22 protein-coding genes are annotated in these 26,992 nt (G+C 71.8%); 13 read left to right on the forward strand and 9 right to left on the reverse strand.

Going from position 1 to position 26,992, the window contains the following annotated elements:
- Positions 1-5: 5 nt before the first annotated feature.
- The 4 genes from ACTOQ3_RS18030 to eccB form a co-directional block, all read right to left on the reverse strand.
- On the reverse strand, positions 6-377 hold the full coding sequence (locus tag ACTOQ3_RS18030) for a hypothetical protein (protein WP_440084541.1): 372 nt from the start codon (positions 375-377) through the stop codon (positions 6-8).
- A gap of 107 nt (positions 378-484) precedes the next feature.
- Positions 485-790, reverse strand: coding sequence for a WXG100 family type VII secretion target (locus ACTOQ3_RS18035; protein WP_344917995.1), 306 nt, complete (start codon positions 788-790; stop codon positions 485-487).
- A gap of 22 nt (positions 791-812) precedes the next feature.
- Positions 813-1,127, reverse strand: coding sequence for a WXG100 family type VII secretion target (locus ACTOQ3_RS18040; RefSeq protein WP_440084542.1), 315 nt, complete (start codon positions 1,125-1,127; stop codon positions 813-815).
- A gap of 108 nt (positions 1,128-1,235) precedes the next feature.
- Entirely contained in the window at positions 1,236-2,663 is a 1,428-nt protein-coding gene (eccB, locus tag ACTOQ3_RS18045) for a type VII secretion protein EccB (protein ID WP_440084543.1), read from the reverse strand.
- Between the two features lie 203 nt (positions 2,664-2,866).
- Between eccB and ACTOQ3_RS18050 the strand changes: the two genes are divergently transcribed.
- From ACTOQ3_RS18050 to ACTOQ3_RS18060, 3 genes are read left to right on the forward strand one after another with little or no spacing between them, the layout of a single operon-like run.
- On the forward strand, positions 2,867-3,169 hold the full coding sequence (locus ACTOQ3_RS18050) for a hypothetical protein (protein WP_440069160.1): 303 nt from the start codon (positions 2,867-2,869) through the stop codon (positions 3,167-3,169).
- A 46-nt stretch (positions 3,170-3,215) separates the two neighbouring features.
- Positions 3,216-4,025, forward strand: a complete 810-nt coding sequence (locus ACTOQ3_RS18055) for a hypothetical protein (protein ID WP_440084544.1) — start codon at positions 3,216-3,218, stop codon at positions 4,023-4,025.
- On the forward strand, positions 4,022-4,432 hold the full coding sequence (locus ACTOQ3_RS18060) for a YbaB/EbfC family nucleoid-associated protein (RefSeq protein WP_440084545.1): 411 nt from the start codon (positions 4,022-4,024) through the stop codon (positions 4,430-4,432). Before ACTOQ3_RS18055 ends, ACTOQ3_RS18060 begins: the two co-directional genes overlap by 4 nt.
- Positions 4,433-4,487: 55 nt before the next feature.
- On the opposite strand, the gene eccD is transcribed toward ACTOQ3_RS18060, so the two are convergent.
- Positions 4,488-5,873 carry a type VII secretion integral membrane protein EccD gene (eccD, locus tag ACTOQ3_RS18065; protein ID WP_440084546.1) on the reverse strand — a complete coding sequence of 462 codons (1,386 nt, stop codon included), beginning with the start codon at positions 5,871-5,873 and terminating at the stop codon, positions 4,488-4,490.
- A gap of 281 nt (positions 5,874-6,154) precedes the next feature.
- Between eccD and eccCa the strand changes: the two genes are divergently transcribed.
- From eccCa to ACTOQ3_RS18080, 3 genes are all read left to right on the forward strand, one after another.
- Positions 6,155-10,120: a type VII secretion protein EccCa gene (gene eccCa, locus ACTOQ3_RS18070; protein ID WP_440084547.1), complete on the forward strand. Its 3,966-nt coding sequence runs from the start codon at positions 6,155-6,157 to the stop codon at positions 10,118-10,120.
- Between the two features lie 87 nt (positions 10,121-10,207).
- Entirely contained in the window at positions 10,208-10,591 is a 384-nt protein-coding gene (locus ACTOQ3_RS18075) for a hypothetical protein (RefSeq protein WP_440084548.1), read from the forward strand.
- Positions 10,588-11,550, forward strand: a complete 963-nt coding sequence (locus ACTOQ3_RS18080; RefSeq protein ID WP_440084549.1) for a hypothetical protein — start codon at positions 10,588-10,590, stop codon at positions 11,548-11,550. Before ACTOQ3_RS18075 ends, ACTOQ3_RS18080 begins: the two co-directional genes overlap by 4 nt.
- A gap of 100 nt (positions 11,551-11,650) precedes the next feature.
- On the opposite strand, the gene ACTOQ3_RS18085 is transcribed toward ACTOQ3_RS18080, so the two are convergent.
- From ACTOQ3_RS18085 to ACTOQ3_RS18095, 3 genes are all read right to left on the reverse strand, one after another.
- On the reverse strand, positions 11,651-12,010 hold the full coding sequence (locus ACTOQ3_RS18085; protein ID WP_440084550.1) for a YbaB/EbfC family nucleoid-associated protein: 360 nt from the start codon (positions 12,008-12,010) through the stop codon (positions 11,651-11,653).
- A complete protein-coding gene (locus ACTOQ3_RS18090; RefSeq protein ID WP_440084551.1) occupies positions 12,010-14,343 on the reverse strand; it encodes a protein kinase domain-containing protein in 2,334 nt (777 codons plus the stop codon). Before ACTOQ3_RS18090 ends, ACTOQ3_RS18085 begins: the two co-directional genes overlap by 1 nt.
- 147 nt (positions 14,344-14,490) lie before the next feature.
- A complete protein-coding gene (locus ACTOQ3_RS18095; RefSeq protein ID WP_440084552.1) occupies positions 14,491-15,744 on the reverse strand; it encodes a S8 family serine peptidase in 1,254 nt (417 codons plus the stop codon).
- 292 nt (positions 15,745-16,036) lie between these two features.
- Between ACTOQ3_RS18095 and ACTOQ3_RS18100 the strand changes: the two genes are divergently transcribed.
- From ACTOQ3_RS18100 to ACTOQ3_RS18110, 3 genes are all read left to right on the forward strand, one after another.
- Positions 16,037-17,041 carry a methionine synthase gene (locus tag ACTOQ3_RS18100; RefSeq protein ID WP_440084553.1) on the forward strand — a complete coding sequence of 335 codons (1,005 nt, stop codon included), beginning with the start codon at positions 16,037-16,039 and terminating at the stop codon, positions 17,039-17,041.
- A gap of 165 nt (positions 17,042-17,206) precedes the next feature.
- The gene (gene ligA / locus ACTOQ3_RS18105) at positions 17,207-19,387 is read left to right on the forward strand and encodes an NAD-dependent DNA ligase LigA (protein ID WP_440084554.1); all 2,181 of its coding nucleotides are present in this window, start codon (positions 17,207-17,209) and stop codon (positions 19,385-19,387) included.
- Positions 19,388-19,526: 139 nt separating this feature from the next.
- Positions 19,527-21,608 carry a putative bifunctional diguanylate cyclase/phosphodiesterase gene (locus ACTOQ3_RS18110; protein ID WP_440084555.1) on the forward strand — a complete coding sequence of 694 codons (2,082 nt, stop codon included), beginning with the start codon at positions 19,527-19,529 and terminating at the stop codon, positions 21,606-21,608.
- A 131-nt stretch (positions 21,609-21,739) separates the two neighbouring features.
- On the opposite strand, the gene ACTOQ3_RS18115 is transcribed toward ACTOQ3_RS18110, so the two are convergent.
- Entirely contained in the window at positions 21,740-23,155 is a 1,416-nt protein-coding gene (locus tag ACTOQ3_RS18115; RefSeq protein WP_440084556.1) for an ATP-binding protein, read from the reverse strand.
- Between the two features lie 325 nt (positions 23,156-23,480).
- On the opposite strand from ACTOQ3_RS18115, the gene gatC reads away from it, so the two are divergent.
- From gatC to ACTOQ3_RS18135, 4 genes are all read left to right on the forward strand, one after another.
- Positions 23,481-23,780, forward strand: a complete 300-nt coding sequence (gatC, locus tag ACTOQ3_RS18120; protein WP_329085297.1) for an Asp-tRNA(Asn)/Glu-tRNA(Gln) amidotransferase subunit GatC — start codon at positions 23,481-23,483, stop codon at positions 23,778-23,780.
- Positions 23,777-25,267 carry an Asp-tRNA(Asn)/Glu-tRNA(Gln) amidotransferase subunit GatA gene (gene gatA, locus ACTOQ3_RS18125; protein ID WP_440084557.1) on the forward strand — a complete coding sequence of 497 codons (1,491 nt, stop codon included), beginning with the start codon at positions 23,777-23,779 and terminating at the stop codon, positions 25,265-25,267. The genes gatC and gatA overlap by 4 nt, the downstream gene beginning before the upstream one ends.
- Before the next feature lie 61 nt (positions 25,268-25,328).
- Positions 25,329-26,417, forward strand: coding sequence for an AAA family ATPase (locus ACTOQ3_RS18130; protein ID WP_440069142.1), 1,089 nt, complete (start codon positions 25,329-25,331; stop codon positions 26,415-26,417).
- Positions 26,414-26,983 (forward strand): hypothetical protein, encoded by a 570-nt coding sequence (locus ACTOQ3_RS18135; protein WP_440084558.1) that lies wholly within the window; start codon positions 26,414-26,416, stop codon positions 26,981-26,983. The genes ACTOQ3_RS18130 and ACTOQ3_RS18135 overlap by 4 nt, the downstream gene beginning before the upstream one ends.
- Positions 26,984-26,992 lie beyond the last annotated feature (9 nt).

Consider the following 26,992-nt stretch of genomic DNA (forward strand, 5'->3'; position numbering starts at 1 on the left):
GCGTCTCACCCTCCCCTGTTCGTGGTGCTGGACTGCTCGGCGTCCTCGTAGTTGTAGGCGACGACCCGCAGCAGGTTGAGCGCCGCCCGGTACTTGGTGACCGTGTCCTGGTAGACCAGGCCGATTTTCTGGTGCGCCTTCTGCGTGGTGGCGGCGACGGCCTTGGCGGTGTCCCAAGTGCCGAACTGGGCTTCGGTCAGATTGGTCAGGGACCGCATGTCCGACAGCGATCCCTCGTTCGAGCCCTCCAGGCGCTCCAGGTCCTCCTCGAGGGCCTGGAGCAGTTTTTTGATCCGGTCGCGCTTGATCTCGACGGCCGGGCGGTCCTTGTCGAGGCCGGGCCAGGGGGGCGCGACGTTGTCCTCGGGAGGTGGCATGCCTCTTCTCCCCGTTGCTGAGGGGCCGCGGCACCGCCGCGACCCGATCGGTTCTCCCCGTTACGAAGAGGGCCGCGGCGCCGCCGTGGCCCACCCGGTTCCTGGGATCAGCGTCCGTCGAACATCGTGACGTTGACCTTCTCGGTCATCGCGAAGTTCTCCCTGCCGATCTCGATGACGCCACCGAGGCGCTGGAGCAGCGCGGCCATCCGGCCGGACGCCGCGTCCCACTGGGCGCGGGCGCCGTAGTAGGCCGTGCGCGCGTCGCCCTCCCAGTCACCGAGCAACCGGTCGAGGTCCCCTTCCAGGTTCTGGAGGGTGCCTTCCAGCATCTGCCACTGCCGGGCGAAGTCGCCGGCAGAGCGGTCCATCTGGCCGAAGTCGACAAGAGTGCGGTCGAAGTCGCTAGCCATGGTGATCCCCGTTCCGAATCCGTCAGCTGTTGATGTCGGCCCCGAGCCGCCTGGACTCGGCGGTCTGGTTCTCCTGGGCGGTCTCGTAGTTCTTCTGGATCTGCTTGAGCTTGATCGACAAACCCTCGAGCTCGCGCAGGATGTTGGTCATCTCGGTGCTCCAGGCGTTGAACACGCCGTCGAAGGAGACCGCGGACTGGCCGTCCCAGCCGGAGCGCAGCTCGCCCCGGTGGCCTTCGAGCTGGGTCTTGATCTGGTTGATCGTGGTCTTGGCGTCGTCGGTCTTCTGTGACGCCTCGCCAAGCCGCGAATGGTACGCGGAGGTCCTCTGGACCACGTGACACCTCCATGGTGCTCGACTGGCATAGGAGTTTCGATCATTACAAAGTGGACAGCTGTCGCGTCTCTCACCAATAACGAACGGATATACCGTTGGTAACGGGGATCACGGTTGTCCCACGGGCACCGGCATTCCCGCCGCCGTCCGGCTGAGCGCGGGGCCCTGCGGGATCAGATGCACGATGTGCGCCGGCAGCGGCGCGACGTCCGCGGCGGTGTAGCCGAGGCTCGCCAGCGACTCCATCGCGGTGATCGCGTGCCGCCGCCCCTGGTCGCTGATCAGGAAGACCGAGGTGACCGCGTCCAGCCTGCCGTTCCCCGGCAGCACGCCCACCAGCGACGCGGTGCCCGGCGGGAGCACGACCTGGTCCACCGAGTCCTGGTCGAACCGGCCCGCCGGCGGCGCGGGAATGCGCATGGTGCTGCCCACGGTCAGCCGCGCCCGGGTCGATCCGCGCTCGGTGTCGGCGTAGACCGCGCACACCGGCGAGGCGGGGTCGGGGGCGATGACCCGCGGCATGGCCGCGGGAAGCCCCGCCGGATCGAAGCGGGTGGCCGAGCGCCGCATCCCGTTCGCGGTCGCCGCGTCGATCTCCACGGCGCGCACCGGCGCCCTGCCGTACGCCTTCTTGCTGGCCGGGTCCTGGAGCAGGAGCTCGGCCTGGGCGGTCGTGAGCGCGGCCAGGCCGTCGGGGAGCAGGACGTACCACTTGGCCGCGCCGCCCGACATCGCGCGCACGGTGTAGATCCGGCCCGCGACGGAACGCCTGCCGTCGGGGCCGCGCACCACCCTGCCGCGGGCGGCGAGCGCCGGGGCGCGGAAGTCGGGGCCGATGGGCAGCGCGTTGAGCCAGGCCGCGGGAACCTGCCGGGGCTGTTCCTCGGTCAGCGCCCGCAGGCTCTCCTGCGGCACCCGCATCCGCCGGTCCGACCAGAGCAGCCAGGTCTGCGAGCCCTCCTCCACGACCATCGCGGTGTCCCGCCCGATCGGGGTGCCGCCGACCGCGAAGCCGCCGATCAGCGAGGTGTGCGGGGTGCGCGTCCCGGCGGCGTCCACGCCCTCGACCACGCAGGCCGACCAGGGGGCGCGGACCAGCCGCCCGCGGGGCGGCAGGGACTCGGGGGCGCCGGGGATGCCGACCAGGAGCCCGCGCGGGAAGCGCGTGAGCGACGCCGTGGAGACCGTGCGGACCGCCACGCCCTGCCCGCCGCCGAGCAGCAGCCGGGCCGAGGTGACGTTGGCGACCGGGATCATCTGGCCCCGCGTCGCGCTGTAGACGAAGGTCGCGCCCGATTCCTCCTCGACGATCACCGTTCCCGGCGCGGTGAGCGCGGTGGCGCCGCCGGGCTTCAGCAGGCCGTAGATGCCGAACGCCACCGCCACCAGCACCGCGACCAGCACGCCGCAGAACGTCGCGACGTTGTGCCTGCGCATCGGCAACTCGGGCACGTCGGGCTCGCCCTGGAGCAGGGCCATGCCCAGGCGCTGGGTCATCAGCCGATGCGCCTGATAGAGATCACGACGGGTCTGCATCCCACCTCCGCCTCGCCGGATGCTCGGTCGCCGACAGCATAGAAGCGTGATCGCCGGGCGGTGCACGGGACGCCGATGGTGAACGGCGGTGATACCGAACGTTTCCGGCCGTCGGCGACCCCGTGAACAGGCTTTCGAGGGGGAGGGGAGGACCGGATCGGGATGGTAGGAGATGTCCGGGAACACGTGATCACGGAGGCCGGATGACCCAGGAGAAGTACGTCACCTCCAAGGCGATCGAGAGCATTCGCAAGGAGATCGAGGAGGACGTCATCCCGAGGATCAGGGAGCTGCGCGCGATGCTGGGCGACACGACGGTCGGATTTCCCGGCTGGGGAGCGGTCGGCGAGCTCGCGGTCGGGATGCGCTACCGGGAGGTCCAGCGGGACGTCGGGGAGAAGTTCGACGACGCGGTGGAGGTGCTGGAGTCGTGGACGGTCGCGCTGACCACCGCCCGCGTCAACTGGCGGACCGCGGAGGACGACAGCACCGTCGTGTACCAGTGAGCCGGTTACCAGTGGACCGGTCGTCAGTGAACCAGGGGGAGCCGAGATGACCGCGAGACCGGGTGGGAGGCCGAGCCCGCTGACGGCGGGCAAGAGCGCCAAGGGGGTGATCACGAACTCCACCAAGGTCCTGTCCACCCTCAAGGGCGGTGCCAGGCTGGCGCCCACGGCCTGGGCGGGCGTGGCGATCGCGAGCACCGCCGTGGCGAACGTGCCGGGCATGGCCGACGCCTACAACAACTGGGAGTCCGTTCACTCGCGCCTGGACACCGCGGTGAAGAGCTACGTCGCCATCCTGCTCACCAAGGAGAAGGACGGCTGGATCGCCGACGACAGGGAGGCGTTCGACGACGCCGTCCAGCGGATGCAGGAGGCGCTGGAGAGCCTGCGCGCCTACGTCAAGAACGTCGCCGGGATCGTGGACGAGCTGGGGGACGCCTACCGCGCGTACTGGCTCGCCATCGCCAAGATCGCGGCCACCCTGCTGGCCCTCGCCACGATCGCGGCGGCCATGCTGGCGACCCCGTACGCGGCTAACGCCATGGTCAACCTGAAGATGCTGGGCACCCTGGCCAGCCAGGTCATCGCCGTCTCTACCGGGGCGCTGGGCAAGCTCGTCGCCTCGGTGGCCGGAAGCATGTCGGTCTACTTCTCCGGCAAGGCGTGGGTCCAGTCGTTCAACCTGGAGCCCACCGGCTCGGCCAAGGTCGACTTCACGAAGGCGAGGATCGACCCCTCGCTCCTGCCGTACCGGCAGGCGCCCGCCGTCGCCCCCGGCCAGGCGCCGCAGTTGCCCAAGGGCGGGACGTTCGAGTGGCTGTCCCCCAAGAAAGAGATGCCGGAGCCGTACAAGTGAGCGACCTCATCCCCGAGAACCTGCGCCTGGAGGACCTGGACGCCGTCGTACGGCAGAGCGAGGAGACCCTGCGGCGGCTCGGCGGGGTCTTCGGCGAGCTGGAGACCGTCACCGGCGAGGGGTCCGGCGCCGACGGCCTGGCCCGTGCCCTGGTGGACGGCGCCGGGCGGATCAAGGAGATCACCCTTGAGCCGCGCATCATGCGCCTGGACAGCCAGGCCGTCGCCGAGGCGGTGACCGAGGCGGTCCGCGCCGCCCAGGAGGCCGCCGGGCGCGCGAACGAGGAACTGCTCCGCGCCGCCACCGGTGGCGACCCGCTCCCGCTGGACATGGCCGACGCCCGGCGCCGTTTCGAGGACATCGGCCAGGATCTGGCCCGCACCCTGGACGACCTGGGACGAGACTGACCGTGCCGTCCGGGCGGGACCCGGACGGCACGGGCTTCCGACCGGGGGACCCCGGTCAGCCCGACAGGCCCCTGACGGCCGCGTACACGTCCATCACCCCGAGCGCGAGCGGGAGCAGGGCCAGGATCAGGCAGAACTCCACGATGTCCCCCGCGCGTCCCCAGAAGGGGGAGGGGCGCCGCTGCGGGAGGAACAGTGCCATCCCGCCCGCCAGCGCCGCCGCGCACACCAGGCCGATCGTCACCGCGAAGGCCGAGTCCGGCGCGGTGAACGCCAGGCCCAGGGTCAGCGCCAGCAGCCCGGTCAGTCCCGAGCCGAGCAGCCAGAGGCGCTGACCGGTCCCCTGGAAGACGCGGGCGCGCATCAGCAGCGCCAGCGAGAGCGTGACCAGGGTCGCGGGGGCGGTCCACCCGCTCGCGGTGAGCAGGACCGGCAGCGTGCCCAGCGCCACCAGGGCGACGCCCGCGGTCAGGCCGGTCGCGAACCGCTCGGCCTCCGTCGCGCGCCGCCGGATGTCCGCGCCGTCGATGTCGTCGGTGTCGCCGCGCAGTTCCTCGGCGTTGGCGGGCAGCGTGGGCAGCGGGAGCCGCGCCAGCCGGAAGGACGTCGTCGGGATGAGGGGAGCGCAGGCCAGGGTTATCGCGGCGGACAGCGCGGCCACCCCGGCGGCGGGCGCCTCGGTGAACATGACGATCGCCGAGCAGATCGTCCCGATCACCGCGGCCAGCCCGACGCCGAAGAAGTTGGGCAGTCCCTCGGCGACGACCCAGCCGGTCACGGTGGCGACCAGCGCGGTCACCGCGAACCCGGCCAGCAGGTTGGGCGCCCCGAACACGGCGGGACCGGCGGGGGGAGCCGGTACGCAGGCCCCGGCCAGGAAGGCGTGCGGCAGCGCGGTGTAGCCGATGGTCGCACCGGCCCGGCCGTCGCCCACGGCCCTGGAGAGCGCGGCGCTCGCCACGACGGCGAGGATCGCGCACGCCCCGGCGAAGGCGACGACCGGCCCCCAGGGCGGTCCGCTCGCCACGAGCACCGCGAACGCGGCGACCATCGACAGCGCCGCGGTGCCCAGCCCCGCGCCCCTGGTGTGCGCGGCCCGCCAGCGGCCGGTCCGCTCCTTGACGCCGGTCGCCACGGTGTCGGCGACGTCGTCGAAGATCGCCTCGGGCAGCTGGGACGAGCGGGGGAGCAGGTAGAGGACCTCGCCGTCCCTGATGCCCAGTTCGGACAGGCCCGCGCCCGAGGGCATGGGGGCCGCGCCGATCCGCTGGAGCCCCCAGCCGCCGGCGGGAGCGATCTGCTCGGCGCTCTCGCCGGTGGCGGCGAGCAGATCGGGCAGCAGGTGGGAGAGGGGGAGGTCCGCGGGCACCGCCAGGTCGACCCGGCGGCGCGGGGTGACGACGGTGATGCGGCACTGGGGGATTGCGGTCACCTGGTTCACAGGGCGCATGGTAGTCACCTCCGCGATCACCCGGCACCCGTCGGGGGGCGAGGTGCACGGTGTTCACCCCGCGATCACCCGGCGCTCATCCGGTCCGCGTGCACGGTGTTCACCCCGTGACCACCCGGCGCTCATCCGGTCCGCGGGGCGCGGGGATCCACCTCCGCGATCACCCGGTATCGGTCCCGAGGCGTTCTCGAAGATTCCGTCGAACCCGGGGGACGGTTTCGCTACGGTACTCCGGACTGGACAATATTTGCTTAACTCACATCGGGGGCGAAGTGGGCATCGTGGTCGTCCGGCGTCCCGAGCGGCGTCCACCTCCGGCGGCGCCGCGCGGCGAGATCCTCCTGGAGTCGCCGCCCGAGATCCCGGAGACCACCTCGGCGGGGTTCACGCAGGTGCTCATGTACCTGCCGATGGTGGCCGGCGGCGCCGCGATGGGGCTGATGTTCGCCGGCGGCGGCGGCGGGAACCCGATCATGTACGTGGCCAGCGGCATGTTCGCGCTCTCCATGGTCGGCATGACCATCGGCCAGATGGGCCGGGCGGGCGGGGAGCGCAAGCAGCGGCTCAACGGCCTGCGCCGCGACTACTTCCGCTACCTGTCCCAGACCCGCGCCAAGGTCAGGCGCGCGGCGGCCAGGCAGCGCGAGGCGCTCAACTGGAACGGCCCCGACCCCGACGCCCTCTGGACGATCGCGCTGAGCGCCCGCCTGTGGGAGCGGCGGCCCTCGGACGCCGACTTCGGCGCCGTCCGGGTGGGCACCGGCTCCCAGCGCCTGGCCGTCCAGCTCATACCGCCGGAGTCCAAGCCGGTCGAGGACCTGGACGCCATGTCCGCCGGGGCGTTGCGCCGCTTCGTCCGCGCCCATTCGACGGTGGCGGACCTGCCCATCGCCATCTCCCTGCACTCCTTCGCCAGGGTCAGGCCCACCGGCCCGGAGGCGGCCGTCCGCGACATGGTGAGGGCGCTCGTCGGCCAGCTGGCCGTCTTCCACTCGCCGGACGAGCTCAGGATCGCGGTGTGCGCGTCCAAGGAGTGGATGGCCCACTGGGAGTGGATCAAGTGGCTCCCGCACGCCCTGCACCCGCACGAGGCCGACGCCGCGGGGCCCGTCCGCCTCATGACCGACGACCTGGGCGAGCTCGACCGGCTGCTGGGCGCCGACTTCAAGAACCGGGCCCGGTTCAAGCCGGGCGTCTCCGCCGAGGCGCTCCCGTACCACGTCGTGATCATCGACGGCGGGCACGTCCCGCAGGACTCCCCGCTGGGCGCCGACGCGATCGAGGGGGTCACCCTCATCGACCTCGACGGGACCACCACCCCGGCGGGCGAGAAGACGATGCTCAGGCTGCGCGTCACCGAGGACCTGTTCAGCCGGGTCACCACCGACCAGGCGGGCAAGGAGGTCGTCACGCCGCTCGGCAGGCCCGACCGGTTCTCGTACCTGCAGGCCGACGGGCTCGCCAGGCGGCTGGCCCCGCTGCGCGGCTCCCCGGCCGGAGCCGGGGGCGGTGACGCGCTCGCCGCCGACACCACGCTGGCCGAGCTGCTGGGGCTCGGCGACGCCGCGGGGCTGGACCCGGCGCTGCTCTGGCGTCCCAGGGCGCCGCGCAACCGGCTGCGGGTGCCGATCGGCGTCGGGACCGACGGGCGCCCGGTCGAACTGGACATCAAGGAGTCGGCGCAGGGCGGCATGGGCCCGCACGGCCTGGTCATCGGCGCCACCGGCTCCGGCAAGAGCGAGCTGCTGCGCACGCTGGTGCTCGGGCTCGCCGTCGCGCACTCGTCGGAGGTCCTGAACTTCGTGCTCGTCGACTTCAAGGGCGGCGCGACCTTCCTGGGCATGGACTCCCTGCCGCACGTCTCGGCCGTCATCACCAACCTCGCCGACGAGCTGCCGCTGGTCGACCGCATGCACGCCGCCCTGCACGGCGAGATGGTGCGGCGCCAGGAGCTGCTCCGCGCCGCCGGGAACTACGCCTCGCTGCGCGACTACGAGCAGGCCAGGGAGCAGGGGGCCGACCTGCGCCCGATGCCCACCCTCTTCGTGGTGCTGGACGAGTTCAGCGAGCTGCTGTCGGCCAAGCCCGAGTTCATCGAGCTCTTCGTGATGATCGGCCGTCTCGGCAGGTCCCTGGGGGTGCACCTGCTACTGGCCTCGCAGCGGCTGGAGGAGGGCAGGCTGCGCGGCCTGGACACCCACCTGTCGTACCGGATCGGCCTGCGGACCTTCTCGGCGATGGAGAGCCGGGTGGTGCTCGGCGTGACCGACGCCTACGAGCTGCCCTCGGCGCCGGGCAACGCCTTCCTGAAGTTCGACACCACCGGCATGGTCCGCTTCAAGGCCGCGTACGTCTCCGGGCCCTACACCCCCGAGCGGCGGGTCGTGCGGCGCGAGCGGGCCGAGGGGCGGCAGATCGTCCCGTACGGTCCCGCCTACATCGCGCCTCCCGTCCAGCCCGAGCCCGAGGAGGAACCGGAGACCGTCAGCGCGGGGCGCGACACGCTGCTCGACGTCGTGGTCCGCAGGCTGGGCGGGCAGGGCCCGCCCGCGCACCGGATCTGGCTGCCGCCGCTGGCCGAGCCGCCCTCGCTGGACCAGCTCCTGCCGCCCCTGTCCGTCACCCCGCAGCACGGCCTGACGACCGCGCACTGGCAGGGACGCGGGGGGTTGCACGCGCTGCTCGGCGTCGTGGACCGTCCCTTCGAGCAGCGGCGCGACCCGTACTGGCTCGATCTGTCGGGCTCCGCCGGGCACCTGGCCGTGGCCGGCGGCCCGCAGAGCGGCAAGAGCACCGTGCTGCGCACGCTGATCGCCGGTCTCGCCCTCACCCACACCCCCGCCGAGGTGCAGTTCTACTGCCTGGACTTCGGCGGCGGCGCCCTCGCCTCGCTGGAGGGCCTGCCGCACGTCGGCGGGGTGGCCAACCGGCTGGACGCCGACCGGGTCCGCCGTACCGTCGCCGAGGTCACCACGCTGCTCGCGCGGCGAGAGCGCGAGTTCGCCGAGCGGGGCATCGACTCGATCACCGCCTACCGGCGCCAGATCGCCGCGGGGACCGTGGACCCCGGCGGCTTCGGGGACGTCTTCCTCGTGGTCGACGGCTGGCTCACGGTTCGCCAGGAGTTCGAGTCTCTGGAGCCCACGATCACCGAGCTGGCCGCCCGCGGCCTCAGCTACGGCATCCACGTGGTCGCGGCGACCAACAAGTGGTCGGAGTTCCGGCCGTCCATCCGCGACCTGTTCGGCTCCCGGGTGGAGCTGAGGCTGGGTGACGCCTACGAGTCCGAGGTGAACCGCAGGACCGCGATGGCGGTTCCCGAGGGCGTGCCGGGGCGCGGCCTGACCCGCGACGGCCTGCACTTCCTGAGCGCGCTGCCCCGCGTCGACGGCGGCGACCGGAGCGACGACCTGCCCGTCGCCACCCGGGCGATGGTCGAGTCCGTCGCCACCGCCTGGCAGGGCCCGCCCGCCCCCAGGGTGCGGCTGCTGCCCGCCGTCCTCGCGCCGGAGAGCCTGCCGGGCCCCGAGGAGACCGGCGCGCGCATCCCGCTGGGCATCGACGAGAGCACCCTCTCGCCGGTGCTCGCCGACTTCGACGCCGATCCCCACCTGGTCGTCATCGGCGACAACGAGAGCGGCAAGTCCAACCTGCTGCGCCTGGTGGCCGAGGGCGTCGTGGCCCGCCACGAGCCCGCGCAGGCCCGCCTCGTCGTCATCGACTACCGCCGCTCGCTGCTGGACGCCGCCTACACCGAGCACCGCATCGGGTACGCGGCCTCCTCGACCGCCGCCACCGAGTTCATCGCCGAGATCAGGGAGTCACTGATCAAGCGGCTCCCCCCGGGGAACCTCTCGCCCGAGGAACTGCGGTCGCGCGGCTGGTGGAAGGGGGCGGACATCTACATCGTGGTCGACGACTACGACGTGGTGGCCTCGGGAGCCAACCCGCTCGGCGCGCTGCTCGACCTGCTGCCCCAGGCTCGCGACATCGGCCTGCACCTGGTGCTGGCCCGCGCGATGGGCGGCGCGGGACGGGCCATGTTCGACCCGGTGCTCCAGCGGCTCAAGGACATGGCCACCCCGGCCGTCATGATGTCGGGCCACAAGGACGAGGGCGTGCTGTTCGGGGTGCGCCCGCACGCGCTGCCGCCGGGACGCGCCTATCTCTCCGACCGGAGGAACGGCGTGCGTCTCATCCAGACCGCGTTCGTCGCCCAGCCCGAGCCCGAGAAGTGAACAGGAATCGACGATAAAGGGTATTTTTTCGCAACAAAGGATGACTAGCATCACTCCCTAAACGTGTGTCACGTTCAGGGGGACCTCTTGGCATACTCTCCGGAACCGACGGACATCAGTCCGGCCGACCTGAAAAAACGCAAGGAAGACTTCCACACCGAGAGCGACGAGCTCGGCACGGCCTTCGCCAAGGCCATGAACGACCTCGAGGCGCTGGGGGCCTTCTGGGGCAACGACGAGGTCGGCCAGAAGTTCGCGGGCGCCTCGGGCGGCACGGGCTACCTCGCCGCGAGGGACGAGGCCAAGTCCCACGTCGAGGGCATCAGGGACGGCTATCGCAAGATCGGCGACAACCTGGGCCTGGTCGGCGACAACGTCACCGGGGCCAACTGGGCCACGGTCGAGGAGATGGTCAAAGCGGTCGTCGGCCCCAAGATCAGCGTTCCCACCAGCAAGGCCGAGCTCGAATGAGCGGCCTGGGACCGCTGGGGGCCCCGGGACCCCTGGGGGCGGTGGGGGCGTTCGCCAAGGCCAACCCGGTCAAGACCGCGATGGGGGCCGGCTCCATCGGCGGCGCCGCGTTCGTCACGTCCATGCTCGGCGTGGCCTGGCCGGAGGGCGACCCGGACAAGCTGCGCAGCGCGGCGGACATCTGGGAGGGCCTGGCCGAGACCATCGAGCGCGCCGGCGCCGACGCGAACGGTGTCGCCGAGCAGGTCTGGAAGAACAACGGCGGCGCGGCCGTGCAGGAGTTCGAAAAGCTGTGGACGGGAAAGATCCGTCCCTACCCCGACGAGGTCGCCAAATTCTGCAGGGCGATCGCCAAGGCCTGCCGCGACTACGCCCAGTCCGTGGAGATCACCCAGTACGTGCTGATCGTGCTCGCCATCCAGGCCTGGGTGAACATGGTCTACACGGTGGCCTGGGCCTGGGCCACCGCGGGCATCGGGGCGGCCGTGCAGAAGCAGATCATGGACAGGTTCCTCAAGGGCCGCGCGATCCTGCAGATGAAGATCTTCAAGATCAGCGTCGAGAAGATCATCTACAACTCGTTCTACTACCTTGGCGACAGCCTGGCCTACGCGGGCGGCCAGCAGGCGCTCCAGTGGAGCATCTTCGAGCTCGCCGGGGTCAAGAAGGACCTCACCGGCAACGACGTCACCGGCGCGGGCGAGAACTTCAAGCAGTTCGGCCGGGGCTTCGCCAGCAACATGGCCTTCAACGGCGCCTACGACCTGACCAAGATCGGCCCCTGGGGCAAGGCGTTTCCCGGTGATGCGGCGGGCAACCTGATGTCCCGGCTGGTCGGCTCGGGGATGTACACCGTGGCGGACAACACCCTCCAGGGAGATCCCGCCCTCCCCACCTGGGAGCAGTGGATCTCCAAGATCATCGTGCACGGCTCCCGCACGGCCAAGCCGCCCGCCTGACCGGGGCGGCGCACTTCCCGTACCTCCGGAAGTCCGGCCCCGGGCCTTTGCCCGGGGCCGGACCCCGTCGTCGGGGCCGGCCGGTGAACCGGCCGGCGGGTCAGCCCCTGAAGGGGTCCTCCAGGAGTGAGTTCAGCAACGCGCCGGTCTGCTCGGCCGCGTCCCTGGTCGCCTCGCCCGAGGCCTCCAGGATCGCCTCCGCGAGGGCCTCGGAGCCCAGGCGGAGGGCGCGCGGGTCGATGCGGAGGGCCGCCAGCGCGCCGCTGGCCAGTACCTCCACCGACACGTGGCCGCCGGCCGACTCGCCGCGCCCCCTGGCCTCGGCCAGGTTCTGGCCGACCTCCTCCATCCGGGTCGTCTGCTCCTCGATCACCGCGAGAAGCCGGTCCGTCTCCGGATCACCGGTCGGTGAGTACGGCCCGCCGGACATGCCCGGCACGCTCTCCCGCTCGCCGCGCATTACTTGCAACTCCCCCAGTCGACAGCGGAGGAACCGGCGGGGCTGCCACCGTTGAAGCGCACGCACTTGCCCTGGGCGGACAGGACGACCGGGCCCGCGTAGTACTCGTAGTTGCCGCGGTCGCTCTTGGACAGACCACCCTGCACCTCGAGGGTGGCCCAGAGCGGGGACGCGACGCCCACGTTCGCGCTCTTCATGGTGACCACGCAGGTGTTCTTCGTGACGCCGTTGAAGAGCTGGTAGACGATCCCGCCCTTGAACGGGACCTGTCGCTGCACCGAGTAGTTCAGCCCGCAGACCTTCTCCGGGGTGTAGGGGTTGATGCGCTGCGCCGGCGGCGGGGACGACGAGGGTCGCGCGAACGTGGGCGTGGGCGTGGTGGGCCGCACCGTCGGTTTGCTCGTCTGCGTGGGCCTCACTGTCTGCGTGGGCCTCACTGTCTGCGTGGGCCTCACCGTTTGGGTGGGCCTCACCGTTTGGGTGGGTCTCACCGTCTGCGTGGGCCTCACCGTCTGGGTGGGCCTCACTGTTTGGGTGGGTCTCACTGTCTGCGTGGGTCTCACCGTCTGGGTGGGTCTCGCCGTCTGCGTGGGCTTGACGGACGGTCTGGCCGGAGTCGGGGTCGGGGTGGGAGTCAGGCCGGGAGTCCCCTGGGGCAGGGTCGGCGTCGGGGTGGGATCCGGCCCCGGAGTGCCCGCCGGGGCCGGGGTGGGGGTGGGGCTCGGGACCGGGGTCGGCGTCCCGGTCGGAGGCTGCTCAGGCTCGACGGTCAGGGACGGGGTCGGCGTCGGTGTCGGCTGGACCGCCGACGTGGACGACGCCGCGGCGGAGGGCACCCCGGCCGTGGGCGTCGGCACCGCGGGCGCGGTCGGAACCGTGGTGAGCGGCGCGGTCGGCACCGGCACCGGAGGATTGGTGTACGCGCCGATGGTCGGGACCTGGGGCAGGCCGGTGGGGGCGTCGCTGGGCAGCTGCAGCGGCCCCACCTCCGCGACCTGGGGGTCGGGCGTCGTCCCCCAGGGCACGGTCACCTTGCCCGCGGGGTCGTCACCGGTGTTCTGCACCGGGTCCTGCCCCTGCGGCTCGTCCCGTGACTGGTCCGCCAGCCCGAGTGACACCTCGGGCATCGCGCCGTCGGCGGAGGCCCGCTCCAGCTCGCTCAGGGCGGTGTACCGCCCGGCGGCCCACAGTCCCAGTCCGGAGAGCAGGACGATCACGCCGACGCAGGCGGCCAGCGCCATCGAGAAGTTGCCCGTCCTCGGACGGTTCCCGGCGGCCTTCGCGGGCGCCGGGGCCGGGGTTTCGGGAGCGGGGGACGCGCCTCGGGGAAGCTGCGGAGCTCCCCAGACCGACGTCGCGGGCTCCGTCTGTCGCGGTACGGCCGCGCCGGGGGTGTTCCCGTCCGGCGGGGAGTCGTCCCCGCGCGTGGCCCCCGTGACGTCCGTACCCGGCCGCGCCTCCACGCCGCCACCCGCTCCGATGTCCGTTCCGGTACCCGAGACGGTGCCGGAGACGAGGCCGGGGAGAGGGAGGAGCGCGGGATCGGCGGCGGCGCCGGGGAGGGAAGCCGACGCGTCCGGCGCCTCGGGCTCACCGAGCAGGCGCAGCATGGCGGCCTTGGCGTCCGGGCGCTCCTGCGACCGCTTGTCCAGGCAGGAGACGAGGACGGGCCGGAGCTCCGCGGGCAGGCCGGCCAGGTCGGCGGGGCCTTCCAGGACCCTCTCCGGCCGGCCGCCGAAGGGCGGTCGCCCGGTCGCGGCGTAGACGACCGTGGCCGCCCAGGCGAAGAGGTCCGCGGGCCTGCTCGCCTCCGGCGCCGAGGGAGTGGCGGCGGCCTCCTCGCGGATGTGCTCGGGAGCGCGGTAGTCCGGCTCCCGCTCGCCCGTGACGGGGTCGAGCCCGATGTCGAAGACGCGGGGACCGTCCGGGCCGAGCAGCACGGTGTCCGGGGTGAGCGACCCGTGGGCGAGGCCGGACAGGTGGAGGGCGGTCAGCGCGGTGAGCGTGCCGACGGCGAACCGCTCCAGCGCGTCCCCGGTGAGCGGCCCGTCCCCGGCCACCGCCTGCCGCAGCGTGGGTCCCTCGATGTGCTCGCGGACCACGTACGGGCGGTCGTCGAACCAGCCGACCTCCAGCAGCCTGGCGGTGTGCGCCCCGGAGGCGCGCTTGGCGGCGTGCAGCTCGTTCGTGATCCGCTCCCGCACCCGGGGGTCGGGGGCCTCCGGCTCGGCGGACAGGAGGCGGATGACGCGGATGGTGTCGTCGTCGGGAAGATGTCCCAGGTAGACGGCGTGTCCTGGATCCGGGTCGAGCCGGCCGGCCAGGATGTACACACCGATGCGCTTAGGATCTTCAGGCAGTAATGGGTGCAAATACCCCATTGCATTCCTTCCAGCACAGCTGTCAATAAAGCCGCTTTAAGCTAATCGGGCACCATCCAACCAAATTTGACGCACTAGATCGTGTTTTTAATACGTTTGTCATGTTTGGTTCTCGGCGGAGCCGGGCCGCCAGCCCCTCCGGCGCCCCATCGGGACGGCGATGCCCGCCACGGTGACCAGGACGCCCACGGCGAGCGCTCCCAGCGCGACCCAGAGCGAGATCGAGATGGCCCGGGAGTCCTCGGGAGGCGCCGGCCGCACCGCGTCCCCCGGCAGCGGGGCCGCCTGGCGCGGCGCGAGCGCCACCTGCTCGGACGGCAGGATCGCCGAGACCGCCAGCAGCGGGTTGACCATTCCCGCCCCGGTGCCCGCCCCCGCGCCGCCGTTGGCGGTCAGCTCGACGCGCCGCCGTACCCGCACGTTGTCCAGCCCCGGGTGGCGGGCGCGGACCAGCGCGACCACCCCGGCCACGTACGGGGCGGCGAAGCTGGTGCCCTCCAGGTTATCCCGGTAGGCCCGCCCGGCCCAGGTGCTCGTGACGCCCTTGCCGGGGGCCAGGACGGAGACGGGGGTGACGGCGTTGGACGAGTCGGCCCTCGCCCCGTCGGGTCCGGCGGCCCCGACCGAGAGGACCCCCTCGTAGGCGGCCGGGTAGGCGGGCCCGGGGGTGCCGTCCTCCTTCTGCACGTTGCCGGCCGCGGCCACCACGACCGCGTCCATGGCGAGGGCGTAGGTGACCGCGTTGCGCAGGTCGGCGTGGTCGCGCGCCTCGACCGACACGTTGATCACGTCGGCGCCCAGCTCGGCGGCCCGCACGATGGCCAGGGCCAGCCGGCCCACGTCGCCGGTGCCGTCCGAGGTCTGCTTGATGGAGATCAACCTCGCCTGCGGCGCCACCCCGGTGAAGGGCACCCCCTTCATCTCGGCCGCCGCGATGATGCCCGCCACCGCCGTACCGTGGCCGAGGCAGTCGCGGGCCCCGGTGGCGGTCAGGTCGATCGACCGGGTCCTTCTCAGCTGGGGGTGCCTGGTGTCCACCCCGCTGTCGACGACCGCGACGGTCACCCCGGCGCCCTTGGTCAGCTCCCACACCTCGGGGAGGCTGAGCCGCCGCTGGGCCCAGGACTCCCCGATGCTGGTCGTACCGCGCCCGGGATTGCACCTGACCGGCGCGGCGCCCGTCCCCGCTGTGCCCGCCTTCACCGTCGAGGCGCTTCCCGCGCTTCCCGCGCTTCCCGCCTTCACCGTCGAGACGGTTCCCGAGGTCCCCGGCCCCGTCTCTGCTCGCGCCTCCACCTCGGCCACGGCCGGCGGTGCCGCGATCGCCGCGAGCACCAGCACTGTGACGAGCATCCGACCGATCACGAAACGCCCCCAGAACGACCCGGAACAAACGGTCCCCGAGCGAAACGGCCCCCACGCCGAGACGCCTCCAGAGCGAGAAGACCCCAGAAACGGGTGAATACCGGGCAGCACCCTACTCAGCTTGATCGCGTGCCGTCACGGCGCGGCGGGATTCTCCCGGACGGAGGCGCGACCCGGCGGTCATAAGCTGGCGTGGGCGGGCGAGCCGGACAGGCGCCGGCGGGTCCCGCCCACGTCCCGACGCGAACCGACGCGAACCGATGTGAGACCAGGAGCAGGCTTGAGCCAGTACCCATGGGGCGAGGCGACCGCGACCGGCATCGGGTCGCATCCGGGGGAGGACCACGCGGAGGCGGTCAGGGTCGCCTTCGGCGAGTCGCCCGCGCTGCCGTACCTGCCCGAGCTGCCCGCCCGCGGTGTCGGCGCCGACATGATCGGGCGCACCGCGTCACTCCTGCTGGAGCTGCCCGTCGAGGTGCAGCCGTCGGGCTGGCGGTTCGCCGACAGGCCGGGCCGCGACTTCAAGCGCGCCCGTGACCATCTCGTACGCGACCTCGACGGGCTGGAGGAGGTGGCCCAGGGGTACGAGGGGCCCTTCAAGATCCAGGTGTGCGGGCCGTGGACGCTGGCGGGGGCGATCGAGCTCCGGTACGGCGACAAGACGCTCGCCGATCCGGGCGCGGTGCGCGACCTGGTGGACTCCCTGACCGAGGGGCTCGCCGCGCACGTCGCCGACGTGCGCCGCAGGGTGCCCGGCGCCTCGCGGATCGTGGTCCAGATCGACGAGCCGGGGCTGCCCGGCGTCCTCATGGGCACGGTGCCGACCGCCTCGGGCTTCGGGCGGCTCGCCGCCGTCGACCGCCAGATCGTCGCCGACCGGCTCGGGGCGGTGCTCCCCGAGGGAACGTTCACGGTCGTGCACTGCTGCGCCCCCGGCGTGCCCTTCGGGGTGCTGCGCACGGCGGGAGTGGGAGGCGTCTCGCTGGACGCCCACCTCATGAGGAGGCGCGACGAGGACGCGATCGGCGAGACCGTCGAGGCCGGTACCGCCCTGTTCCTCGGTGTCGTGCCGGGAGCGGACACCAGGCTCCCGGACGTCGACGTGGTCGCCGAGCCCGCCGTCGGGCTCTGGCGCCGCCTCGGCTTCCCCGCCTCGACCCTGGCCTCGCAGGTCGTGCTCACCCCCGCCTGCGGCCTGGCCGGGGCCTCGCCCGCCTACGCCAGGGCGGCCCTGGCCGCCTGCCGCAAGGCCGCCCGCGTGCTGCAGGACGACCCCGGCGAGTGATCCGTACGGCTCCCGTACGATTCCCCGCGCGCCGCTCGCGACCGCGCCCGGCCGGTGTCGTACGGGAGCGGCGAGGGCTTGTCCAACTCGGAGCAATGGCGGGATCACATTGTCGGTGCTCGAAGATACGTTTGTCCTGGGCCACGACGAGGGGAGAGACGGGCGATGGGCGCTGAGGTCGAGGGTGTGCCGGTGTCGGCGCTGGAGCGGCACGCGGAGCTGACCGAGCTGGTCGAGGAGGCCAACTGGCGTTACCACGTGCTCGACTCGCCCACCGTGAGCGACGCCCAGTACGACGGGTGGATGCGCGAGCTGCGCGAGCTGGAGGAGGAGAGTCCGACCCTCCGCACGCCCGACTCGCCCACCCAGAAGATCGGCGCGCCGATCTCCAGCGAGTTCACCCCCGTCAAGCACCTGCAGCGGATGGAGAGCCTCGACAACGCCTTCAACGCCGACGACCTCGCCTCCTGGCAGGCGAGGGCCGAGCGGCTGGCCGAGCGCGACCCCGCGCCCTACCTGTGCGAGCTGAAGATCGACGGCCTGGCGATCGCGCTGCTCTACGAGAAGGGCCGCCTGACCAGGGGCGCGACCAGGGGCGACGGCCGCGTCGGCGACGACGTGACGGCCAACGTCCGCACGATCGCCAACGTCCCGCACCGCCTGACCGGCGACGACGTGCCCGACGTGGTGGAGGTCAGGGGCGAGGTCTACATTCCCGTCGAGGAGTTCGAGAAGCTCAACGAGCAGCTGGTCGAGGCGGGCAAGGCGCCGTTCGCCAACCCGCGCAACTCCGCCGCGGGCTCCCTGCGGCAGAAGGACCCGCGCGTCACCGCGCAGCGGCCGCTGTACATGATCGTTCACGGGGTCGGCAGGTGGGAGGGCGCCACCGCGCCCCGCGCCCAGTCGGAGGTCTACGAGCGGCTGAAGGGGTTCGGCCTGCCGGTCAGCGACCTCTACAAGGTCGTCGACGACCTCGACGGCATCAACGCCTTCATCGAGTTCTACCGCGAGCACCGCCACGACCCGGCCTACGAGATCGACGGCGTCGTGGTCAAGGTCGACCGCATCGAGCTGCAGAACAACCTGGGCTCCACCAGCCGGGCCCCGCGCTGGGCGATCGCCTACAAATACCCGCCGGAGGAGGTCAACACCAAGCTCCACGACATCCAGGTCGCGGTGGGCCGCACCGGCCGGGTCACGCCGTACGGCGTGATGGAGCCGATCGTCGTGGCGGGCTCGACGGTCGAGCGGGCCACCCTGCACAACGCCTCCGAGGTGGCGCGCAAGGGCGTGCTGATCGGCGACACCGTGGTGCTGCGCAAGGCGGGCGACGTCATTCCCGAGATCGTCGGCCCGGTCGCCGACCTGCGCGACGGCACCGAGCGCGAGTTCGTGATGCCGGAGCGCTGCCCGGAGTGCGACACCGAGCTGGCGTACGAGAAGGAGGGCGACGCCGACCTGCGCTGCCCCAACACCCGGGCGTGCCCCGCCCAGCTCCGCGAGCGCATCTTCTTCGCGGCCGGACGCAGGGCGTTCGACATCGAGGGGCTGGGCTATGTGGCGGCCACCGCGCTGACCCAGCCGCTGCCGCCGCAGGAGCCGCCGGTCCGCACCGAGGCGGACCTGTTCGACCTGACGATGGAGCAGCTGCTGCCGATCAGGTCGGTGGTCCGCGACCCCGACACCGGCCTGCCGAAGACCGATCCGGAGAGCGGCGAGCAGAAGGTCGTCACCTTCTTCGCCAACCAGAGCGGCGAGCCGAGCAAGAACGCCGAGAAGATGCTGGAGCAGCTGGAGAAGGCCAAGGACCAGCCGGTCTGGCGGGTGCTCGTCGCGCTCTCCATCCGGCACGTCGGCCCGCCGACGGCCCAGGCGATCGCCGACGAGTTCCGCTCGATCCCCGCGATCGCGAAGGCCTCCGAGGAGGAGCTCGCCGCCGTCGAGGGCGTCGGACCGCGCGTGGCCGCGGCGATCCACGACTGGTTCACGGTCGACTGGCACCGGGAGATCGTCGAGCGGTGGGCGGCCGCCGGGGTCCGGATGGTCGACGATCCCCCGGCCGACCAGCTCCCGCAGACCCTGGCCGGCCTGACCTTCGTGGTGACCGGCACGCTCGCCGGCTTCACCCGCGACGAGGCGGGCGAGGCCCTCGCCGGCCGGGGCGGCAAGGTCTCGGCGTCGGTGTCGAAGAAGACCTCCTTCGTGGTGGTGGGGGAGAACGCCGGTTCCAAGTTCGACAAGGCGGTCAAGCTCGGTGTGCCGATCCTCGACGAGGCCGGCCTGCGGGTTCTGCTGGCCGAGGGGCCCGAGGCGGCGTCGGAGATGACGGTGAGACCCGAGGAGTAGGGGTCGTCCCGCCGGTGTCTCGAAGTGCTGTGTCTTGAAAACGTGCGAATTCCTCGTGACGGAACGTGCGCAATCGGTTCCGCGAAGTGGCCCGCAGGCCGTACTCTCCCATAATGAACTAATGGGGGTTTTGTTACTCATGGCCGACCCAACCGACACCCGCGACACCGGACCGCGACCGGGAACGCCCCTGTGGGCCTACCTCGCCGCCGTCATCACGATCGGGCTCACCGCTCTCGTCGTGTCCCTGCTGCGCATAGATGTGGCCGAGGCCGCGGAGCTCGTCCGCAGCCCGCTGTTCTGGATGCTCGCGGCCCTGGTCGTGCTGGGCGAGCTACGGCCGGTGGTCCTGTCGTCGTCGATGACGGTGGGCGGCACCTACCCGTCGACCATGTTCACCTTCGCCGCGCTGCTCCACTACGGCCTGCCGGTCGCCGTGCTGCTGCAGGCGGTCGCCATGGTCGTCAACGGGGCCGTCACCCGCAAGGCGAGCCATCGGGTCATGTTCAACATCGCGCAGGTGACGCTGGCCTGCACCGCGGCCGGGCTGGCGCTCGGGCTGTTCGGCGACCGGTCCGTCGCGGTGGCCTCCTGGGTGCCGGACGGCTCGGACCTGCTGGCGATCGGGCTGGCCGGGCTCACCTACTTCGTGGTCCGGGCCCTGCTGGTCTCCGGCGCGGTGGCGCTGCACGAGCGCAGGTCGATCCGCCGGGTGATCAAGACCACGATCGGGCACCAGAGCCTCGTCTACGCCGGGCTGCTCGGCCTGGCCCCGCTCGTCGTGGTGGTGATGAACCACTCGCCGGCCCTGGTGCCGCTGTTCCTGGCGCCGATGCTGGCCGTCTACTTCACCGCCACCATGTCGGTCCGCCGCGACCACCAGGCGATGCACGACGTGCTGACCGGGCTGCCCAACCGCAAGATGCTCGTGCTCAGCACGGAGGAGGCGCTCGCCGAGGCGCGGGACGGCGAGCGGGTCGGCCTGTTCCTGCTCGACCTCGACCGGTTCAAGGAGATCAACGACACCCTCGGGCACCCGGTCGGCGACCGGCTCCTGCAACTGGTCGCGCACCGGCTCACCCACAGCGTCCGTCCCGGCGACGTGGTGGCCAGGCTCGGCGGCGACGAGTTCGCCGTCCTGCTGCCCTCGGTCAGGGACGCCGCGGCGGCCAGGGAGGTGGCGGCGCGCCTGCGGGTGGCGATCACCGAGCCGGTCCGGCTGGAGGGCATGAGCTTCGACCTGGACGCCTCGTTCGGCATCGCGATCTACCCCGACCACGCGCCCGACTTCGAGATGCTGCTGCAGCGCTCGGACGTGGCGATGTATCTCGCGAAGGAGGGCAGGACCGGGGTCGAGATCTACGCCGCCGACAAGGACCGGAACAGTCCCGAGCGGATCAACCTCCTCGGCGACCTGCGCAGGGCCATCGACCGCTCCGAGCTGAGGTTGCACTACCAGCCCAAGCTCGACCTGGCCGGAGGGCAGGTGCGGGGGGTGGAGGCGCTGCTGCGGTGGCGCCACCCGGAGCGGGGAATGATCTCCCCCGGCGAGTTCGTGCCGATGGCCGAGCAGTCGTACCTGATGCGCCACCTCACCGGATACGTCATCGACGCCGCGCTGGAGCAGGCCGCCCACTGGTGGCACACCGGCCTGCACGAGCAGATCTCCGTCAACGTCTCGGCCCGCGATCTTCTCGACTGCGCCCTCTCCGACCAGCTGGGAGAGGGGCTGGCGCGCTACCGGCTGCCGCCCAAGGCGATCCAGCTGGAGGTCACCGAGCGCATCCTGATGACCGACCAGGCCTACACCGACGGCGCCGTCCGGGCCCTGACCGCGCTGGGGGTGCCGCTCGCGCTGGACGACTTCGGCACCGGCTACTCCTCGCTGGTCCGCCTGCAGCGCCTTCCGGTCGCCGAGGTCAAGATCGACTCCTCGTTCGTCCGCCGCATGGGCGAGTCCAAGGACGACGAGCGGATCGTCCGCTCCATCGTCGACCTGGTCCGTTCCCTCGGCCTGCGCTCGGTCGCCGAGGGCGTCGAGTCGGCGGAGGTGGCCAAACGCCTGGCCGACATGGGCTGCGACCTCGGCCAGGGCTGGCTGTTCGCCGAGCCCATGTCCGCCGCCGACGCGACCGTATGGTTGCGCAAACACCGGGCCCTCGCCACGCACGACCTGAGCTTCCTGCGCCGCACCGAGATCCTCGACCCCCAGCGGGCTTAGCCCTGCCCCGGGTTCCGGCCGCCTGGCGTCGGAGACGTCCACGCCCTCGGACGGCCCCGCGCGGGTCGCCGAGGGATTGATCCGCCCGCGACCGTCGCGGTCCTCGTCGGCGGCGTAGATCCCGGCGCCGGCTAGTTCCACGCCCGGATGAGATCGTCGGGGCCGTACGCGGCGGTGAGGCCGGAGCAGGAGACCCCGCCGCGCGATACCGCGACGAGCGGAACCAGCTCGTCCGTCAGGGCCGCCCTGTGTCTGGCCAGCGCGGCGAGGTCGCGGTCGTCGAACGAGGCGTTCTCCAGCCACTTGATCGACCCCAGGAAGCACAGCCGCCGGGCGATCGGCCCCCTGTCCGCGCCCACGATGTCGATCTCCACGTCGTTGCTCCTGGTCCAGTAGGAGCCGATCGCGGGTGCCGCCGGCAACCTGTCGTCGGGGAGCAGCCGGGCCAGCGATTCGCGGACGAGGGGTTCCACGGCCCGGCCCCGCCAGGTGCTCCACTGCGCGGCGACCCGCCGCATGGTCAGGTCACCCCTGCGGCGCTCGATCTCGGGCATGTGCGGCCGGATGAAGTGGAGCCAGAAACGCAGGTAGGCGTCGGTCACGCGGTATCGGCGATCCTTGGAGGGGCGGGTGGACAGCGGCAGCTCACCGGCCACGAGCCCTTTGGAGGTCAGAAGCTCGGCCGCCCTGGAGAGGGTGCTGTGCGAGATCCCGCCCGCGCTTCTGGCGATGTTGGTGAACGTGCGCTCGCCGCTGCCGATGGCCCGCAGCACCTCGCTCGCCTGGGCGCCGGAGGGGAACTCGGCCGAGAGGGAGCGTTCGGCGGACACCAGGAGGGCCGAGACCGGGTTCGTCAGCGCGGCGTGCAGGTATTCCCAGAGTGACGCCCCGCGAGGCCACTCCCCGCAGACGAGCGGGAGCCCGCCGGTGACGAGGGCCGCGTCGAACGCGTCGGCGGCCGTGAGACGGAGCATCTGCTGGATCTCACGGGGGTTGAGCGGCCCGACGATCATTTCGGTGCCACGCTGGTGGAAGGGGCGCTCATAACTGTTCAGCGCCTCCATCATGGACAGGTCGGATCCGATGAGGATCAGCAGAACGGGCTTGCGGCTGAGGAACCGGTCCCAGGCGCGCTGGAGCAGTCCCTCGAAGGCGTCCACGCGGTCCATGAGATAGGGGACCTCGTCGATCACGACGATGGACGGGGTGTCATCGGGAAGCGTGTCCGCCAGCAGCTGCAGCGCTCCGTTCCAGGTGCCGGGCGCCGCCTCGGAGAACGCGTCCCGGCCCGGCAGGTCCGACGTCGTGACATCGGCCGTGAACTGGTGGAGCTCGCTCTGGGCGTCCGCCCGCGCCGAGGTGTAGAAGAGCGACGGCAGGCCGCTGCGGCCGATGAACTCCTCGGCCAGGGCCGATTTGCCGATCCGCCTGCGTCCCCGGATCAGCACGCACTGCCCGGGACGTCCGGTCGTCGCCTCCGCCCGGACGCGGTCGAGCAGGGATCCGAGAACCGTCAGCTCGTGCTCCCTGCCGATGAACTCGCCCATGCGCTCCAATACTTCCGTTGGCGATACTACTGCTGGAGATACTATCGCCAGCGATAGTATCTCCAGTGAACATAGGAGCGTACTTCTAAGAAGTACGCTCCTATGTGCTTCGGCGGTCGCAGTGAAGTCCGCGATCTCCTTCAGGCTCCAGGGCCGGGAGGATCCGGAGCCGTTTCCTCCGGGTCCGGAGGGGTGGGCGGCCTGACCGCCGGGAGTGAGAGATCTTCGCTTGGTTGCGGCAGTGTTAATGAGTCGGGACCCTCAGGTCGCGAGCCATAGGATGACAGTGTCCAATTGCCATTCCACGAAACGGGTTCAACGACTCATGTCCGCCATAACCCGCGACGAGGTCGCTCACCTCGCCCGGCTGTCCCGGCTGGCGCTGGCCGACGAGGAGCTCGACCACTTCGCCGCCCAGCTCGATGTGATCATCGGTGCGGTCGCCCGCGTCGCCGAGGTGGCGGCCGACGACATCCCGCCGTCCTCGCACGCGCTCCCGCTCACCAACGTCTACCGCCCCGACGAGGTACGACCCAGTCTGACGCCGGAAGAGGCGCTGTCCGGCGCCCCTGCGGTCGAGGACGGCCGCTTCCGCGTCCCGCGCATCCTCGGGGAGGAAGCATGAGCCTCATCCGCAAGTCCGCCGCGGACCTGGGCGCGCTGATCGCGAGCGGCGAGGTCTCCGCCGTCGAGGTCGCCCAGGCCCACCTCGACCGGATGGCCGCCGTCGAGCCGAAGGTGAACGCCTTCCTGCACGTCGACGCCGAGACGACCCTGGAGCAGGCGCGCGCCGTCGACGCCCGCAGGGCCGCCGGCGAGGAGCTCGGCCCGCTGGCCGGGGTGCCGATCGCGCACAAGGACGTCTTCACCACCAGGGACATGCCGACCACGGCCGGATCGAAGATCCTCGAAGGTTGGAAGCCGCCGTACGACGCGACCGTGACCCGCCGCCTGCGCGAGTCCGGGCTGGTGATCCTCGGCAAGACCAACCTCGACGAGTTCGCGATGGGCTCCTCCACCGAGAACTCGGCGTACGGCCCCACCCACAACCCGTGGGACCTGTCGCGCATCCCCGGCGGCTCCTCCGGCGGCTCCTCCGCCGCGGTCGCCGCGTACGAGGCCCCGCTGTCCACCGGCACCGACACCGGTGGCTCGATCCGCCAGCCCGCCGCGGTCACCGGCATCGTGGGCATGAAGCCGACCTACGGCGGCTCGTCCCGCTACGGCCTGATCGCCTTCGCCAGCTCGCTCGACACCCCGGGCCCCTTCGCCCGCAACGTGCTCGACGCGGCGCTGCTGCACGAGGCGTTCTCCGGGCACGACGTCATGGACTCCACCTCCGTCGACGCCCCGGTGCCCTCGGTCGTCGAGGCGGCCCGCAACGGCGACGTGGCGGGGCTGCGCATCGGCGTGGTCAAGGAGTTCGGCGGCGACGGCTACCAGGCGGGCGTGCTCGCGCGCTTCCACGAGACCGTGGAGCTGCTGGAGTCGCTGGGCGCGAAGGTCTTCGAGGTCTCCTGCCCGTCGTTCACCACGGCCCTCCCGGCGTACTACCTCATCGCCCCCTCGGAGTGCTCCTCCAACCTGGCCCGCTTCGACGCCATGCGCTACGGCCTGCGCGTCGGCGACGACGGCACCCGCAGCGCCGAGGAGGTCATGGCCCTGACCCGGGCCCAGGGCTTCGGCCCCGAGGTCAAGCGCCGCATCATCCTGGGCACGTACGCGCTGTCCAGCGGTTACTACGACGCCTACTACGGGCAGGCGCAGAAGGTCCGCACGCTCATCGCGCGCGACTTCGAGGCCGCCTTCCAGCAGGTGGACGTGCTCATCTCGCCGACGACGCCCACCACGGCGTTCCCGATCGGCGAGCGCGCCGACGACCCCATGGCGATGTACCTGGCCGACCTGTGCACCATCCCGAGCAACCTGGCGGGCAACGCGGCCATCTCCGTGCCGTGCGGGCTGGCCGACGAGGACGGCCTGCCGGTCGGTCTGCAGATCATGGCCCCGGTGCTCGGCGACGACCGCTGCTACCGGGTCGGCGCCGCGGTCGAGAAGGCCCTCGAGAGCCGGTGGGGCGGCGGCCTGCTGTCCAGAGCCCCGGAGCTGTAGGGCTTTTCCGGGATCGTGGGACGAGGGCGAGGGGGCGACAGGTGACAGGGAGTAAGGCGGCATGATCACTCGGATCGAGATCGACGGGTTCAAGTCCTTCTTGAGCTTCGATCTCGATGTGCCGCCCTTCCTCGCGCTGGTCGGCCCCAACGCGAGCGGCAAGTCGAACCTCTTCGACGCCGTGGGGTTCGTGGCGGCCGAGATCGAGGGTTCCGGCGGGCTGCTCGGGGCGGCCCGCGGGCTGCCGGGCGAGCAGTTCCACCGGGTCGCCCACGGCTCGGCGGTGCCGGGGTTCGTCGTCTCGGTGGAGGCGCTCGTCACCCCGGAGCCCGGCTCCGTGGTGCCGATCAGGTTCGACGTGGGCGCGGAGATGGTGCTGAAGATCCCCAGATCCAGCGGTGCCGTCGTCAGCCATGTCGCCCAGCGGATCCCCGAGGAGCTGCTGGAGCTCATGGTCGAGGATCCCGACCCGGAGGGCACTCCTCGCCGTACGGTCCAGTCGTGGCGCCGATACTCGCCGTCGCCGGCGGCGATGCGCCGCCGCTGTCCCTCGGCGAACCGGGGGCCGCTCGTGGCCGACGGTTCGAACCTGGCGGCGGTGCTCGGGCGGATGGCTGGTACGGAGGCGCTGGCCGACCTCGCGGCCGACCTCGCGGGGGTGGTCCCCGACGTCGTCGGGCTGGTGCCGCGCGTCGAGCGCGGGGAGTGCTCCTTCGAACTGATCGTCGACGGCCAGGGGGTGGTTCCGGCGGCGCTGCTGTCCGACGGCACCCTGCGCATCCTCGGCCTGCTCGCCGCCCTGCACGACCCCGACCATCCGGGCACGCTGCTGGTGGAGGAGATCGAGAACGGCGTCCATCCGGCCCGTCTCGGCGAGCTGCTCCGGCGGGTGCGCCGCCGGATCACCGCGCCGGGAGGTCCCGAGCCGCTGCGGCAGCTGATCCTCACCAGCCAGTCCCCGATCGTCGTCGCGGAGGTCTACCGGACCGAGCCGGACGCGCTGACGTTCCTCGACACCGCGGTCCGCGTCGATCCCGACAACGACCGGGTGTCGCGGGTGACCGTGGCGAAGCCGATCCAGCCGGACGGCGAGCCGGGCACGTTCGTCTCGCCCCGGCAGGTCCGCAAGTACCTGGGCGCGGCGGCATGAGCAGCCGCCCGCTGGTTCCTGGACTCATCGCGGAGGGGGAGGCCGACGAGGGCTTCCTCGGCATCGTGATCTCCAGGCAGCTGCGCGAGCTCACCTGGATGTCGCCGTACGCCGTCGACGTCGAGGCGACGGAGGTCGTCTCCTGCGACCGGGAGCACATGGTCACCGCGCTGGAGGAGCTCGCGGCCGACTGCCACCTGCTCTTCACGCACGACGACGAGCGGGAGCGCCGCCGCAGGGACGGCGTCCGCTACCACTCGCACTACCTGGTGCCGGTGATCGGGCTGGGGGAGACGGAGGGCTGGCTGCTCGCCGACCCCGCCGCGTGGGCGAAACTGGAGGGCAGCGACCTCAGCAGGCTTCCGGCGCGGCCCCGCGACGTCGACAGGATCTCCGACCCCGCCGGGGTGCTGGCCACGACCGTCCCCCGGCGCGGCAAGCCGGCCCGCGACTACTTCGAGTACATAGGACGCAACATCGATCTCGCCGTTCTGGCCCAGGTGCCCGCCTACGCGAACTGGGTGGCCGAGACGAGGAACGCGTTGAAGGGACTTGGTTATCTATGAGGTTTTCTA

Source organism: Streptosporangium sp. LJ11, from assembly GCF_051918945.1.
In the GTDB taxonomy this organism is placed as follows: domain Bacteria; phylum Actinomycetota; class Actinomycetes; order Streptosporangiales; family Streptosporangiaceae; genus Streptosporangium.